This window comes from Streptomyces sp. NPDC026575, assembly GCF_055567415.1.
On record NZ_JBVHQM010000010.1, the window covers coordinates 202,712 to 217,707 of the forward strand.

Consider the following 14,996-nt stretch of genomic DNA (forward strand, 5'->3'; position numbering starts at 1 on the left):
AGAAAGGGGAATTCGGCCTTCCGAACAGGGCCGGTTCCGCGGTCGGGCAAGAGGAGTGACGGTAGTTCAGGTCCGTTCGGCGGGCGCGGCAATTTTTTGCCAAGACGGAGTGGACAACCCTCACTTATCCGGCTTACCCCCGGTTTGAGTTGCGTTCAAGGCCCGTGCTCATGGTGGGATGTTCGGATGCGATCCCCCATACGCATACCCTCACCCTCGCCGGCATCCGCTGATCGGCCCTCCTCCGATTCCCCGGTGCCGGGCGCCGGAAACGGCCCCGCCGGCGACACCAGAAAGCTTGAACCGGTCAATCCCTATGCGGATCTGGCGGCCCTCGCCGACCCCGAGCCGGACCCGGCGGCCGAACTCGACGAGGAATTCGGCACCTACGACGGCCCCGGATCCGTCCGCCGCCGCAGCTACCTCAACGAGCGCGACGACAGCGACGACCCGCTGGGCCTGGGGCTGCGCTCGGACGACGACGAGGGCGAGGTCTGGAAGCGGCCCAACCACCGCCGCGCCAAGCGCGGCATCAGCCGCTTCGCCGCCGTCCCGATCACCATCAAACTGCTGGTGGCGGTGCTGGTGTGCACCGCGTTCCTCAGCCTCTTCGACCGGTTCGCCGTCCTGTACGCACAGGACAAGACCGCGGAGAAGCTGAAGGACGCCATGCATCTGAACGCCACCCCGGAAGTCGACATCCAGGGATTCCCGTTCCTCACCCAGGTCCTGGGCAAGCGCGTCGACCGGGTGCACGTCACCATTCCCGATGTCGCCGCCGACCGGGTATCGCTGGCGAAATTCGAGGCGACCGCGAACGACGTACGCCTCGACGGCGATCTGCCCACCTCCATCAAGGGCGCCACGATCGGCTCCATGAACGGCACCGTGCTGCTCGCCTTTGACGACATGAATCGCGAACTGGGCGCCTCGCAGGTGAAATTCAGTGAGCTGGGCCACAATTCCATCCGCGCGGAAGGGCAACTACCGATCGCCGGCCACGCATTGCGCGTACGGGCCGAGGCGCGCATTCAACGGGCCGGCGACCGCGGTATCTCCACCGAGATCAGCCGGATGCGCCTGGACATCGGCGATATCGCCGTCTACCGCCCCGGCACCGGCAAGGAGGAGGGCCTGCGGCTGACCCGCAAGGCCGCCGCCGACCTCAGCCGGCAGGCCGCCAAGGTCAAGTCGATGCTGTCCGTCCCGGCGATCGCGGACCGGATCGGCATCCCCCGGGCGTACATCGAAGAGGCGCTGCGCAGCGAGGAGAAGCTGCACGAGCTGACCGGGTCGCCGCGCTTCATCGAGCAGCTGATGAAGGTCAACCTCGTCGACGTGGTGATCGACCACCCCTGGCTGCTGGAGAAGGTCGGTATCGACCCCAAGATCCTCGGCGCCCTCAGCGGGCTGACCAAGCCGCAGCTCGCCGACCGGCTGTCGCTGTCCTTCCGGCTCCCCAAGACGCCCGGCGACGTCCGGCTGCGCAATATCTCCGTCGAGCAGGACGGCATCCGGGCCGAGCTGACGGGGGCGAACCTCCCGTTCGGGGACGCGGCGAAGAAGAAGTAGCGACGGGGGCGGGGGGCGGCCGCCGCCCGGGGGCTCAGCTCCCCGGGACCGGCGGCACCGGCGGCTCGTCGGGCAGCTGCGGCGGGGGCGTCGGCGCGCCCGGCAGGGTCAGCACCGCCTCGGTGCCGCCGAGGTCGGCGGAGCGCAGCCGTACCGCGCCGCCCGCCTGCTCCGCCGTCCGCGCCACGATCGACAGCCCCAGGCCGCTGCCGGGCAGGCTGCGCGCGGACGGCGAGCGCCAGAACCGCTCGAAGACATGCGGCAGCTCGTCCTGCGCAATGCCCGGTCCGTGGTCGCGCACCGTCAGCTCGCCGCCGGCCAGGGAGACCTCGATGCCGCCGCCGGGCGGGCTGAACTTGACCGCGTTGTCCAGCAGGTTGACCACCGCGCGCTCCAGCCCGGCCGGCTCCGCCCGTACGTACCAGGGCTCGATGTCGGCGGTGATGGTCAGCGACGGGCCGCGCAGCCGGGCCCGGCCCAGCGCCGAGTCGACGATGTCGTGCAGGGCCACCACCTCGACGGCGCTCTGCCCGGGCTCGGGGTGCCGCGACAGCTCCTGAAGATCGCCGATCAGCGCCGCCAGCTCCCCCATCTGCGCCTTCACCGAGGACAGCAGCGCCGCCTTGTCGGCCGCCGGGATCTCGCGGCCGGACTGCTCGCTGCGCACCAGCAGATCGATGTTCGTCCGCAGCGAGGTCAGCGGCGTCCGCAGCTCGTGGCCCGCGTCCGCGATCAGCTGCTGCTGCAGATCGCGGGAGGCGGCCAGCGCCGCGGTCATGGAGTTGAAGGAGCGGGAGAGGCGGGCGATCTCGTCCTCGCCGTCCGCCGGGATGCGGATGGTCAGGTCCTCGGTGCGGGCGACGTGCTCGACGGCCTCGGTGAGGCGGTCGACGGGCTTGAGGCCGGAGCGCGCGATGACCAGCCCGGCCGTGCCCGCGCCGACCACGCCCAGCCCCGCGACGGCGGCCAGCAGCAGTGCGAGGGTGTTCAGCGCGCTGTCGATCTCGTTGAGCGGACGCGAGATGGACACCGCGAACTGCACGCCCTGGACGTCCATGTGCTTGGTCAGCACCCGCACGTCCGCACCGCCGGTGGTGACCGCGTCGTGCAGGGTGTCGCGCAGCACGCCCTGCGCCACCGCGAGGTCGGTGCGCTGCACGCGCACCGGCTGGGAGTTGGGGCCCACGCAGCGCGAGCCGTCGACCTGGACGATCTGGACGTTGTAGTACGACGGCGGGGCGTTCTTGTTCTCGGTGGGGTCGGTGGGCTGGCAGTTGGCGTAGGTGACCTGCAGATAGTCCGCCGGGACGCTGACGTTCTGCAGCGAGTTGTCCACCTCGTCGCGCAGCTGGGCGCGGGTGAGCAGCCAGCAGGCGAGCGCGGAGACCGCCACCGCCACCGCCACCGCGGCGGCCGTGAGCAGGGTCAGCCGCGAGCGCAGCGGCAGCCGCCCGAAGTGCGCGCCGAGCCGGCCGCCCGGGCCCGTGTGGTCGGGGTTCATTCCGCTCCGCCGTCCGTGCGCAGGACGTACCCGACCCCCCGCACCGTGTGCACCAGCCGCGGCTCGCCGCCCGCCTCGGTCTTGCGGCGCAGGTACATCACATACACGTCGAGGGAGTTGGAGGTGGGTTCGAAGTCGAAGCCCCAGACGGCCTTGAGGATCTGCTCGCGGGTCAGGACCTGCCGCGGATGCGCCAGGAACATCTCCAGCAGGGTGAACTCGGTGCGGGTCAGCTCGACCGGCCGGCCGCCCCGGGTCACCTCGCGGGTCGACAGGTCCATCCGCAGATCGGCGAAGCCGAGCGTCTCGCCCTCCTCGGGCTGCGCGCCGGCCGCCGCCGCGTAGGAGCTGCGGCGCAGCAGCGCGCGGATCCGGGCGAGCAGTTCGTCCAGCTCGAAGGGCTTGACGAGGTAGTCGTCGGCGCCGGCGTCCAGCCCCGTGACGCGGTCGCCGACCGTGTCACGGGCGGTCAGCATCAGGATCGGTACGGTCACCCCGCTCGCCCGGAGCCGGCGGGCCGCGGTCAGCCCGTCCATCCGCGGCATCAGGACGTCCAGCACGATCAGCTCGGGGTCGTAGGAGGCGACCTTCTCGACCGCGTCCAGTCCGTCGACCGCCTGCTCGGTGCCGTACCCCTCGAAGGCGAGCGAGCGCTGCAGCGCCTCGCGGACCGCGGGCTCGTCGTCGACGATCAGGATGCGGGCGGGCTGGTCACCGTGCTCGGCGGGGCTCATGTGGAGGGGTTCCTCGGGTGGGACGACGGGATGGAAGGGCCGGCCCTCAGCCTCGCACGGCGGCGGCGGTCCGGGGGCGTGGACGCGGAACGTCCCGGGGCGGGGCGGTCGGGGGTGCCGGGCGGGCCGTCAGACGCCGCTGTTGTCGCCCCCGCTCCCGCCGCCGCGCAGCGCGTCGAGGTCGGCCTTGACGGTGTTGATCGGGATGGCGAAGCCGAGGCCGACGCTGCCCGCCGTGCTGCTGGTCGCCGAGCTGGGCGAGTAGATCGCGGAGTTGATGCCGACGATCTGCCCCTGCATGTTGATCAGGGCGCCACCGGAGTTGCCCGGGTTGAGCGAGGCATCGGTCTGTATGGCCTTGTAGGAGGTCTTCGACGAGCCGGTGTCGCCGTTGTACTGGTTGCCGCCGAACTCGAACGGCCAGCCGCCACCGCCGTCCGGGTCGCTCTGCCGCTGCCGGCCGTCCTCCTTGGGGACGGTGACGTCCCGGTTGAGGGCGGAGACGATGCCGCTGGTCACGGAGCCGGTGAGGCCCTCGGGGGAGCCGATGGCGACCACCTGGTCGCCGACCGCGAGCTTGTCGGAGTCGCCGAGCGTCGCCGCCGTCAGGCCCTTGGCGCCGCGGACCTTGATCAGCGCCAGGTCCTTGCCGGGGTCGGTGCCCACGACCTCGGCCCGCTTCCGGCTGCCGTCGCCGAAGGTGACGACCACCTCGTCCGCGCCCGCGACCACGTGGTTGTTGGTGACGATCTCGCCGTCGCCGGTGATGACGACACCGGAGCCGGTGGACTGCCCGCCCGCGGTCCGCGCCTTGATCTCCACTATCGCCGGGCTGACCGCCTTGGCCACGCCCGAGACCCCGCTGCCGCTGCTCTTGCCCGCGTTGACCAGCGGGGTCGAGGAACCGTCGGCGCTCTGGCGGACGGTCGCGCCGGCGATCAGCGCCGCGCTGCCGCCCCCGACGAGACCGGAGACGAGTGCCACCGCCGCGATCAGCGCGACCGGCCGGCGGGCCCGGCGCCGCGGGGCTGCGGGGGCGTACGGCGGAGGCGGCGGAAAGGCCGGCCCGCCGTGGTGCTGCTCGCTGTGCTCGGTGCCGTACGCGTAGGGCCGGTCCTGTGGCATCTCGTCGCCGCTTCGGCGGTAGCTCTCGGTCATGTGATCACTGTGCTCCCGGTCCATGAGAACCGTCTGAGAACACCCTGAGAGACCCGACAGAAGTAGGTATGCCCGGTATAAGGCCCCCGGGTGGCGGACAGGCCCTAGCCGTCGCAGCCGCAGGAACGGCGCACGACCAGCCGCGACGGGAACTGCCGCAGCCGCTCCCGCCGGGAGCCGACCACCCGCAGCCCGTCGTCCAGCACCAGGTCGACCGCCGCCCGCGCCATCGCCTCGCGGTCCGAGGCGACCGTGGTCAGCGGCGGATCCGTCAGCCCGGCCTCCTTGACGTCGTCGAAGCCGGCGACCGCCAGTTCCCCGGGCACATCGATCCGCAGCTCGCGGGCGGCCCGCAGCACACCGATCGCCTGGTCGTCGGTCGCGCACATGATCGCCGGCGGCCGCTCCGGCCCGGCCAGCAGCTTCAGCGCGACCTGGTAGGCGTCATAGCGGTTGTACGGCGCCTGGAAGTAGCGGCCGTCCGGGGTCTTGCCGGACTCCAGCATGGCCCGCCGCCAGCCCTCGACGTGGTCGGTGACCGGGTCGCCGGACTTCGGGGTCTCCTCCGTGCCGCCGAGGAAGGCGACGTAGGGGTGGCCGTGCTCCAGCAGATGCCGGGTCGCCAGCTGCGCGCCCCAGATGTCGTCGGTCATCACCGCGACGTCGTCGATGGCGTCCGGCCTGCGGTGCAGCAGCACCACCCGGGCGTCCCAGGCGTCGATCTCGGCGGCGGCGTGCTCGCTGGGGCCCTGGCTGATCAGGATCAGCCCCGAGACCCGCATCCCGAGGAACGCGCGCAGATAGTGCACCTCGCGCTCGTCGAGGTAGTTGGCGTTGCCGACCAGCACCATCTTTCCGCGCTCGGCGGCGGCCTGCTCGACCGCGTGCGCCATCTCCGCGAAGAACGGCTGCCGGGTGTCCGGCACGATCAGACCTATGAGGTCGGTACGGCGGGACGCCATCGCCTGCGCGACGCGGTCCGGCCGGTAGCCGAGTTCCTTGATGGCGGCGAGCACCCGCTCGCGCGTGGCCGGGGCGACCGGCCGTGGTCCGTTGTTGATGACGTAACTGACAACGGCGGTGGACGTACCCGCCAGTCTTGCCACATCATCCCGCGTCACCTTGGCCACGCGCGGCAGTCTACGCGGGTGGTCCTACCGGCGGGCAGGCCGTACGGCGGTGGATTCCGCACCGGCCGCGACCGCCCTGGCGGAACCGTCGCCGTCGCCGGTGCCCCGGCCGTCCGCGGACGGGCCCCGGGCGGGCCCGACGGCTGCCTGCTCGGCGTCCTCCTTGTCCTTGGCCTCCGCCTTGGCCTTGGCCTCCGCCGGGCGCTCCGCCTTCTCCGGCGTCACGAAGCGGTAGCCGACGTTGCGGACCGTGCCGATCAGCGACTCGTGCTCGGGGCCGAGCTTGGCGCGCAGCCGCCGGACGTGCACGTCCACCGTCCGCGTACCGCCGAAGTAGTCATAGCCCCAGACCTCCTGAAGGAGCTGGGCGCGGGTGAAGACCCGGCCCGGGTGCTGCGCCAGGTACTTCAGCAGCTCGAACTCCTTGAAGGTCAGGTCCAGGACCCGGCCCTTGAGCTTGGCGCTGTAGGTCGCCTCGTCCACCGAGAGATCGCCGTTGCGGATCTCCATCGGGCCGTCGTCGGTGGTGATCTGCTGGCGGCCCATCGCCAGCCGCAGCCGCGCCTCCACCTCGGCGGGGCCGGCGGTGTCCAGCAGGACGTCGTCGATGCCCCAGTCGGCGGTGACGGCGGCCAGCCCGCCCTCCGTGACGACCAGCACCAGCGGGCAGCCGGGCCCGGTGGACCGCAGCAGCTGGCACAGGGACCGCACGTGCGGAAGGTCCCGGCGGCCGTCGATCAGTATGACGTCGGCCCCGGGGGTGTCGATGAGGGCCGGGCCCTCGGCGGGGGCCACCCGCACGCTGTGCAGCAACAGACCGAGCGCCGGGAGCACCTCCGTCGACGGCTGGAGTGCGTTGGTCAGCAGCAGGAGCGAACTCACCTCCGACCACCTGCCCGGTTCCCGGAGCATTTCGCCCTGTCCTGCTCTCGGTCCTGCCTGCTTCGCTCGCCCATGACGTCTGGTTCCTCCTCGGTCCCTGCGACGGGGGCACCTCCCGGCCCTGGCCGGGGGAGTCTGCGGCACTGCTTCGTACGGTCCTGACAGCCGCGCGGCTCGCGGCTGAAAGCACAAAAGGACCCGGGGGCTACGCTGCCCGGATCCTTCTTGCCCAGCAGAATAGCCCACCGGGCTTCCAAGCCCGAGGCCGATTTTGCACGTTCTTGTGTTCTCTCGATCACTTCGAGTGGTCGGCGCGTGTCCTCGGTTGACGGAAAAGGGAGCCGGCCCGAGGCCGCCCGCACCCCCGGAAAGCCCGTCCTGAAGCGGATCGGAGCCCCTGGCCGACGGCGCGGCCACCGCCGTCGCGCGGCGCCTCGCCGGCGGGCCCGATCTCCCCGCACCACTTTCCGCCGCCGCCGGGTTTTCCCAGCATGCGGACATGATCGCGGCCTGACCCCGAGGTGACGCCGCGGTGGCGGGGACCGGACGACCGGCGGCCGCGGGTCCCGGACCGGGCCGCCGGGCCGCGCCTCGGCCACCGCCCGCCCGCCCCCGATCGCCGTCCGATCGCCGCGGGCGCCCCCCGGCGGACCGCCCCGCCCCGCGGACGGGCGGGCGGCGCCTTGCGGCCAGGGGGAGCACAGGGAGCGCACGGATGCGCACCCCGTGCGCGCCCCGACACGGCACGGCACCGCCCGTCAGGCGTCGCCTTCGGGCTCCGCCTCCTCGTCCTCCTCCATCGGCGGGCGGAAGTCCTCCAGCTTCTTCAGTACCTGGATGGCGCTCTCCCGCAGCCCGGCCCATTCGTCGCGGTCGGTGAACAGCGGCTGCGACCGCCCCTGGTCCAGCTCCGCCAGCGCCGCCAGCGCCCCCTGCGCCTGGTCCAGGGACCGGCCCAGCGACTGGCGCAGATCGGCGATCCGCTGCCCCACCGGGCGCTCGTCCGCCGCCTCCGGTGCGGGGCCCGGCCCCGTCCCCGGCTCCGCTTCCGGTTCGCCCTGCCCGCCCGGCTGCTGCGGCGACGGCCGGAGCACCGGCGCCGCCGGCTGCGCGTCCCTGACGGCCTTCAGCGCCCGCTCCTCGTCCGACGCGTAGACCACGTCCCAGGTCAGCAGCGGCACCTCGGCCCCCTCGACCCGGCGGATCCGGTCCGGTGCCGCCAGGTCCACCGCGACATGCTGATAGCCCGCGCTCGCGTCGTCCTCGCCCGGCAGCCCGAACTCCTGCCGGGCGCCGGCGTTGCGGGGCAGCCGATCGGCCTGGAACCGCTGGGCGGCCAGTGCCAGGGTCCACAGCCCGAGTGCGTTGCCCTCGCGGGCCAGGCCGGCAACCACGATGTTGGCGTCGGCGCGGAAGGGCACCTTGCCGGGCTCGCGCCGGGTGCTGAGCGCGGAACCGACGTTGCTGGAGATCAGCTTGTCCGCGATCAGCGCCGTGCCGCCGGCCAGGGCGAGGGTGCCGCGGGCGTCGCCGTCGCCGTTCAGCGCGGGCTCGACCAGGCTGGTGAAGTCGTCGACCGGCACCGGGATCCAGCCCTCGGACAGCACGTCCTTGGACAGCACCCCGCCGTTGCCCCACGCCTTGAGCGCCTGTTTGACGACCGACTTCTTCTGCCCCCGCCAGGGCTTGTCCACCACGGGGCCGAGCAGCCCCGCGTAGCCCTTGATGGTCATCCGCCGCTCGTTCTTGATCTCCTTGGCGCGGCCGCGCAGCTCCTCCAGGAGCCGGGGCCGGGTCAGGACATGCAGCAGATAGACGGCTCGCCACAGCGGCGTTCCCGGGATCCGGGCGTCCTGGAAGATCGCCGGGGTCTCGGACTCCCCCCGGCGGCCCACGGCGAGCGCGTAGACCTCGCCGAGCAGCTCCTCCATGCCCCACTCGCGGGCCCGGGTCTGGACGACGAGCTTGAGCGCCCGGGTGGCCACCTCCAGGTTCTGGGCCGCCGCGTCCCACGGTTTGAACTCGACGTGCACCGAGGCGAGGATCGAGCGCAGCGCGTCGTCGAAGACGTCGGCGGCGGGCAGCAGACCCGAGTGGTGGGCCTTCGCCCCCACCGCGATATGCGCCGGCACCGCATACGTCTGGGCGATCTGGATCGCCCGCAGCGAGGGCAGCTCCCCGGCCGACTCGCGGACGAACTCCTCCCGCAGCGCGCCGCGCCGCTGCTCCCGGCTCAGCGCCCAGCGCTGCGAGCGCGACTTCGGCGGCTCGTTGGGCGGCTGCGCCCGCTCCGCCGTCAGGGTCTCCACCGCCAGCTCGGCGGCCCGCGCCTGGGTGGCGCCCGGCCCGGCGAGGATCTTCCAGGCGCTGGCGAGCCGGGTGATGCCGTCCCGTGCGACCAGGGCGTGCACCGGCTCCTCGCCCTCGGCCTCGAACTCGAAGACGGCGGGGTGCACGATCAGGGCCCGGGTCACCCGCCGGGCCAGGATCGACTCCTCGTAGGAGTTGAGCGTCAGGGTGCCCTCGACGGTCTGCCAGATGTGCTTGCGCAGATGGGCGCGGTCACGGTAGCGGTAGCGCAGGATCGCCTGCGGCCGCCCGTCCTCGGCCATGCCGAAGACCTGCGGGTCGTCCTCGTCCAGGGCGTTCTGGCCGGTGCGCGGCTGGATGCCGGGGAACAGCTCGGTCAGCCACACCCGGGTGTGCACCGAGCGCAGCGTGGCCCCGTCCACATGCTCCTCCAGCAGCAGACTGCCGTCGGACTCCGCCGACCGGCGCAGCTGCATCGCGACCAGCTCGGGGCTGATCGAGGCGCGGGAGACCGCGTGCCAGGCGTCCTCGGGGAGCGAGGCCAGCCCGTTCGCGGTCCCGGCCTTGACCACCTTCGCCCGGTCGTCGACCTTCGACGCGTCGGGCAGCTCCCGCGCGACGTCGGACACCACGACCTGTTCCTTGCCCCATTCCACGGTGATCGGCTGCGCTGCCGCGGACTTCGACATGAACCCTCCGTCGTTTGCAGGTGGTTGAAGACTCGGACCCGTCGGTCACAGCGCGTACGGCCCGTCCGCCCACGGCAGGGCGGTGCCGAACCAGTCCCACATGAACGCGCGCTCCGGACGCTTGGCCACGCTCTGGTACGCGGCGTAGGCGAGCAGGTCGGCGGCCTGCAGGAAGTAGTTGATGCGGGCGGAGGCGAAGAGCGGGACGCCCTTGATGCGCCGGTCGCGCTCCGGCAGATCGTGGTAGGCGTCGATCAGGGAGGTCTCGGCCCCGTCGCCGTCCACGATCACCACCCCGTACTCGTCCGACGCGGCGAGTTCGGCCTCGATCCGGGCGAGCCAGGCGCGCTGGAGGGCGGGGCGGTCGCGGCCGTAGTCGTCGGTCTCCCGGTAGACGGCGGTCACCCGCGCCCGGGGGATGCCGGCGACGGCCTCCAGGCCGCGGCGGATCGCCCCCCGGCAGCGGGCGAGGTGCGCCTGTCGTGCCTCGCCGAGCAGGCCCGGCCGGTAGACGTGGCGCCCGCGGCCCGCGGCGAGGTCCTGCGCGTGCAGGGAGGCGTCGATCGGGATACCCAGATCCGGGTCGCCCTCCAGCTCCGAACGGAAGCGCAGCAGGTCCATCTTGGCGATCGCCAGGTCGTCGAGGTGGACGGATAACGAGGCGAAGGCCGCGATCGTGCGGGAGTCGCCGGCATCGTCGGCGAAGATGATCCGCAGCGGCGCGGCGGATTCCTGGGTGGCCATGACAGCCGTCTCCGTACTGGGCCGCATCGAGGACCGCGCGCGCACGCCATCGTCCGCACCCTCTTGGCGTGGAGCGTTCCCGTTCACCACGCACCCGCTCGTGCCCGGCGGTCCAACGGGTGCGTGCTCTGCGGCGGATCCGGCCTCATGGGAGGCACCACTCACCCCAAGCAGCAGCCGTCGCCCGCCAGTTCCTCGCGGGCGTCGGCATCCAGGATCATTCCCGAACCCCATGCGTCACAGCGTCGCCGTGCGTCACGTGTTCGTCACACCATAGCGGTGCGCCCGTATGACCTACACACAAATCCGCAACTCCCAGGGGGAGTTGGGTTTACCCGCAGGTCACGGGCGCACCCCGGCCCGGACGGCCTCACCCCGTCTCGGCCACCGCCTCGGCGAACTGCGCCGCGTACAGCCGCGCGTAGGCGCCGCCCGCCGCCAGCAGCGCCTCGTGCGAGCCCTGCTCGACGATGCTGCCCTGCTCCATGACCAGGATCGTGTCGGCGTCGCGGATGGTGGACAGGCGGTGGGCGATGACGAAGCTGGTGCGGCCGGTGCGGAGCTGGGCCATGGCGTGCTGGATGAGGACCTCGGTGCGGGTGTCGACCGAGCTGGTGGCCTCGTCCAGGACGAGGATCTCGGGTTCGGCGAGGAAGGCGCGGGCGATGGTGATCAGCTGCTTCTCGCCCACCGAGACATTGCCGCCCTCCTCGTCGATGACGGTGTCGTAGCCGTCGGGGAGGGTGCGCACGAAGCGGTCCACGTGGGTGGCCTTCGCAGCGGCGACGATCTTGTCCATGGAGGTGCCGGCGGGGGCGCCGTAGGCGATGTTCTCCGCGATCGTGCCGCCGAAGAGCCAGGTGTCCTGGAGGACCATGCCGATGTGGCCGCGCAGGTCCTCGCGGGACATCTCGGCGATGTCGACCCCGTCGAGGGTGATCCGGCCGCCGCGGACCTCGTAGAACCGCATCAGGAGGTTGACCAGGGTGGTCTTGCCCGCGCCGGTCGGGCCGACGATGGCGACCGTCTGGCCGGGGCGGACGGACAGCGAGAGGTTCTCGATCAGCGGCTTGTCCGCGGAGTAGGAGAAGGACACGTCCTCGAACTCGACCCGGCCCGCGACGCGTTCGGGCCGGTCGGGGGACGCCGCGTCCGGCTCCTGTTCCTTGGCGTCCAGCAGCTCGAAGACCCGCTCGGCGGAGGCGACGCCGGACTGGACGAGGTTGGCCATCGAGGCGACCTGGGTCAGCGGCTGGCTGAACTGGCGGGAGTACTGGATGAATGCCTGCACATCGCCGATGGACAGGGACCCGGACGCCACCCGCAGACCGCCGACGACGGCCACCAGGACGTAGTTGAGGTTGCCGATGAACATCATCGCGGGCTGGATGACACCGGAGATGAACTGGGCCTTGAAGCCGGCGGAGTAGAGCGCCTCGTTCTGCTCGCGGAAGATCGCGGCGGACTCCTTCTGGCGGCCGAAGACCTTCACCAGGCTGTGGCCGGTGTACATCTCCTCGACGTGCGCGTTGAGCTTGCCGGTGGTCTTCCACTGCTGGACGAACTGCGGCTGGGCGCGCTTGCCGACCTTGGTGGCGACGACGACCGAGACCGGGACCGTGATCAGGGCGACCAGGGCCAGCAGCCAGGAGATCCAGAACATCATCGCGAGCACGCCGAGGATGGTCAGCAGCGAGGCCACGATCTGGCTGAGGGTCTGCTGCAGGGTCTGCTGGATGTTGTCGATGTCGTTGGTGGCGCGGGAGAGCACCTCGCCGCGCTGCTGCTTGTCGAAGTAGCTCAGCGGCAGCCGGGCGAGCTTCTCCTCGACCTGCTCGCGCATCCGGAAGACGGTGCGCTGCACGACCTTGGTCGCGATCCGGGCCTGGACGAAGCCGCACAGGGACGCCGCGGCGTAGATCACGGTGACCCAGAGCAGGACCGTGCCGACCGCGCCGAAGTCGATGCCGCGGCCGGGGACGACCGGCATCGTGGCGAGCATGTCGGCCAGCCCGCCCTGTCCGCCGGCGCGCAGCCGGGCCGCGGCCTCTGCCTTGGAGAGCCCCTCGGGCAGCCGGCGGCCGATGACGCCGGAGACGATCAGGTCGGTGGCGTGGCCGAGGACCTTGGGGCCGACGACGGTCAGCGCCACGCTCAGCACCCCGAGCAGCAGCGCGACGGACATCACGGCGCGATCGGGCCCCATCTGGGCGAGCAGGCGCTTGCCGGAGCCCGTGAAGTCCATGGACTTCTCGGTGGGCTGGCCGCCCATCATGCGGGCCGGGCCGGCCGCCGGGGCCGGGCCCCGGGCCGGGGCCTTCGAAGGGGCATCCTCGGTGGCCGCGGGGGCCGCGGCCCCCTTGTCCGCCTTGTCCGCGGTGGTCACGCCGCCTCCTGCTCGGTGAGCTGGGAGAGCACGATCTCCCGGTAGGTCTCGTTGTCGGCCATCAGCTCGGTGTGGGTGCCGGTGCCCACGACGCGGCCCTCGTCGAGGACGACGATCCGGTCGGCGCCGCGGATCGTGGAGACCCGCTGGGCGACGATCACCACCGTCGCCCGGTCGGTCTCGCGGGAGAGCGCCGCCCGCAGCGCGGCGTCCGTCGCGTAGTCCAGGGCGGAGAAGGAGTCGTCGAAGAGGTAGATCTCCGGGCGGCGCACCAGGGCGCGGGCGATGGCCAGCCGCTGGCGCTGGCCGCCGGAGACGTTGGAGCCGCCCTGGGCGACGGGGGCGTCCAGGCCGCCCTCCATCCGCTCGACGAAGTCCCGCGCCTGGGCGGTCTCCAGGGCGTGCCACAGCTCCTCGTCGGTGGCGTCCGGATTGCCGTAGCGCAGATTGCCGGCGACCGTCCCGGAGAAGAGGTACGGCTTCTGCGGGACCAGGCCGATGGTCCTGGCCAGGGTCTCCGGGTCGAGGGTGCGCACGTCCACGCCGTCCACCAGGACCGTGCCGCCGGTGGCGTCGAAGAGGCGGGGGACGAGCCCGAGGAGGGTGGACTTGCCGCTGCCGGTCGAGCCGATGACGGCGGTGGTCTCACCGGGGCGGGCGGTCAGCGAGATGTTCTTGAGGACCGGCTGCTCGGCACCCGGGAAGCGGAACTCCACGTCGCGCAGCTCCAGTTCGCCGTGCCGGCGCAGCTCGGTGACGGGGTGCGCGGGCGGTACGACGCTGGAGTCGGTGGCCAGCACCTCCTGGATGCGCTCGGCGCAGACCTCGGCGCGCGGCAGCATCATCACCATGAACGTCGCCATCATGATCGACATCAGGATGTACATCAGGTAGCTGAGGAACGCCGTCATCGCGCCGATCTGCATGGCGCCGCTGTCGATGCGCAGTCCGCCGAACCAGACGACGGCCACGCTGGAGAGGTTCATGATCAGCATGACCAGCGGGAACATCATCGACATCAGCCGGCCGGCCCGGATCGAGACGTCGTAGAGGTCGGTGTTGGCCCCGGCGAACCGCTCGCGCTCGTGCGTGTCGCGGACGAAGGCGCGGATGACGCGGATACCGGCGATCTGCTCGCGCAGCACGCGGTTGACGGTGTCGATGCGCTCCTGCACCCCGCGGAAGAGCGGGCGCATCCGGCGCACGATCAGTGAGACGAGGATCCCGAGGGCCGGGACGATGACCAGCAGCAGGGCGGACAGCGGAACGTCCTGGTTGAGCGCCATGACGACACCGCCGACGCACATGATCGGCGCCGAGACCATCATCGTGAACGTCATCAGCACCAGCATCTGGACCTGCTGGACGTCGTTGGTGGTGCGGGTGATCAGCGACGGGGCGCCGAACGTCCCGACCTCCCGGGCGGAGAAGGACTGCACCCGGTCGAAGACCGCGAGGCGGATGTCCCGGCCGAGCGCCATGGCCGTACGGGCACCGAAGTAGACGGCGGCGATCGCGCAGACGATCTGCAGCAGGGTCACGGCGGTCATGAAACCGCCGATGCGCAGGATGTAGCCCGCGTCCCCCTTCACGACACCGTTGTCGATGATGTCGGCGTTGAGGGTGGGCAGATAGAGGGTGGCCAGGGTCTGGATCAGCTGCAGGAGCACGATCAGGGATATCGAGCGCTTGTGGGGCCGCAGATGCGCCCGCGCGAGTCGGACCAACACATAGGGAGCTTATGTGAACGCTTGCCTTCGGCAATCGATTTTCCCGGAGCCTGCCGGTGAGCTGCCGGGCGGGCGGCCGCCGGGACGTGCCCGGAACGGCACCGGCCGCCGCGTGCGCCATCATGGAGGCGGCAACGACGGGGCTGCGCGCAGAACGGGC

General features: G+C 71.8%; 10 protein-coding genes. 1 reads left to right on the forward strand and 9 read right to left on the reverse strand.

Annotation, left to right across the window (positions count from 1 at the left end):
• Positions 1-186 precede the first annotated feature (186 nt).
• Entirely contained in the window at positions 187-1,572 is a 1,386-nt protein-coding gene (locus tag ACZ4NB_RS16445; protein WP_467662030.1) for an LmeA family phospholipid-binding protein, read from the forward strand.
• 34 nt (positions 1,573-1,606) lie between these two features.
• Here the strand turns inward: ACZ4NB_RS16445 and ACZ4NB_RS16450 are convergent, their stop codons facing one another.
• The 9 genes from ACZ4NB_RS16450 to ACZ4NB_RS16490 form a co-directional block, all read right to left on the reverse strand.
• Entirely contained in the window at positions 1,607-3,073 is a 1,467-nt protein-coding gene (locus ACZ4NB_RS16450; protein WP_467662031.1) for a HAMP domain-containing sensor histidine kinase, read from the reverse strand.
• Entirely contained in the window at positions 3,070-3,807 is a 738-nt protein-coding gene (locus tag ACZ4NB_RS16455) for a response regulator transcription factor (RefSeq protein ID WP_399148689.1), read from the reverse strand. Before ACZ4NB_RS16455 ends, ACZ4NB_RS16450 begins: the two co-directional genes overlap by 4 nt.
• Positions 3,808-3,936: 129 nt before the next feature.
• Positions 3,937-4,965: a S1C family serine protease gene (locus tag ACZ4NB_RS16460; protein WP_467662034.1), complete on the reverse strand. Its 1,029-nt coding sequence runs from the start codon at positions 4,963-4,965 to the stop codon at positions 3,937-3,939.
• Between the two features lie 104 nt (positions 4,966-5,069).
• Positions 5,070-6,095: a LacI family DNA-binding transcriptional regulator gene (locus tag ACZ4NB_RS16465; protein WP_393488399.1), complete on the reverse strand. Its 1,026-nt coding sequence runs from the start codon at positions 6,093-6,095 to the stop codon at positions 5,070-5,072.
• A gap of 24 nt (positions 6,096-6,119) precedes the next feature.
• A complete protein-coding gene (locus tag ACZ4NB_RS16470; protein WP_467662036.1) occupies positions 6,120-6,977 on the reverse strand; it encodes a response regulator transcription factor in 858 nt (285 codons plus the stop codon).
• 758 nt (positions 6,978-7,735) lie between these two features.
• On the reverse strand, positions 7,736-9,976 hold the full coding sequence (locus ACZ4NB_RS16475; RefSeq protein ID WP_467662038.1) for a hypothetical protein: 2,241 nt from the start codon (positions 9,974-9,976) through the stop codon (positions 7,736-7,738).
• 45 nt (positions 9,977-10,021) lie between these two features.
• Entirely contained in the window at positions 10,022-10,720 is a 699-nt protein-coding gene (locus ACZ4NB_RS16480) for a DUF3800 domain-containing protein (protein ID WP_467662040.1), read from the reverse strand.
• 370 nt (positions 10,721-11,090) lie between these two features.
• Positions 11,091-12,992 carry an ABC transporter ATP-binding protein gene (locus ACZ4NB_RS16485; protein ID WP_467662178.1) on the reverse strand — a complete coding sequence of 634 codons (1,902 nt, stop codon included), beginning with the start codon at positions 12,990-12,992 and terminating at the stop codon, positions 11,091-11,093.
• Between the two features lie 110 nt (positions 12,993-13,102).
• The gene (locus ACZ4NB_RS16490; RefSeq protein ID WP_467662042.1) at positions 13,103-14,836 is read right to left on the reverse strand and encodes an ABC transporter ATP-binding protein; all 1,734 of its coding nucleotides are present in this window, start codon (positions 14,834-14,836) and stop codon (positions 13,103-13,105) included.
• Between the last annotated feature and the right edge of the window lie 160 nt (positions 14,837-14,996).

Excerpts from the sequence above, each read along its gene's own strand:
- ACZ4NB_RS16450 (WP_467662031.1), bottom strand. The coding sequence starts at position 3,073 with ATGAACCCCGACCACACGGGCCCGGGCGGCCGGCTCGGCGCGCACTTC.
- ACZ4NB_RS16460 (WP_467662034.1), bottom strand. The coding sequence starts at position 4,965 with ATGACCGAGAGCTACCGCCGAAGCGGCGACGAGATGCCACAGGACCGG.
- ACZ4NB_RS16455 (WP_399148689.1), bottom strand. The coding sequence starts at position 3,807 with ATGAGCCCCGCCGAGCACGGTGACCAGCCCGCCCGCATCCTGATCGTC.
- ACZ4NB_RS16445 (WP_467662030.1), top strand. The coding sequence starts at position 187 with ATGCGATCCCCCATACGCATACCCTCACCCTCGCCGGCATCCGCTGAT.
- ACZ4NB_RS16480 (WP_467662040.1), bottom strand. The coding sequence starts at position 10,720 with ATGGCCACCCAGGAATCCGCCGCGCCGCTGCGGATCATCTTCGCCGAC.
- ACZ4NB_RS16475 (WP_467662038.1), bottom strand. The coding sequence starts at position 9,976 with ATGTCGAAGTCCGCGGCAGCGCAGCCGATCACCGTGGAATGGGGCAAG.
- ACZ4NB_RS16485 (WP_467662178.1), bottom strand. The coding sequence starts at position 12,992 with ATGGGCGGCCAGCCCACCGAGAAGTCCATGGACTTCACGGGCTCCGGC.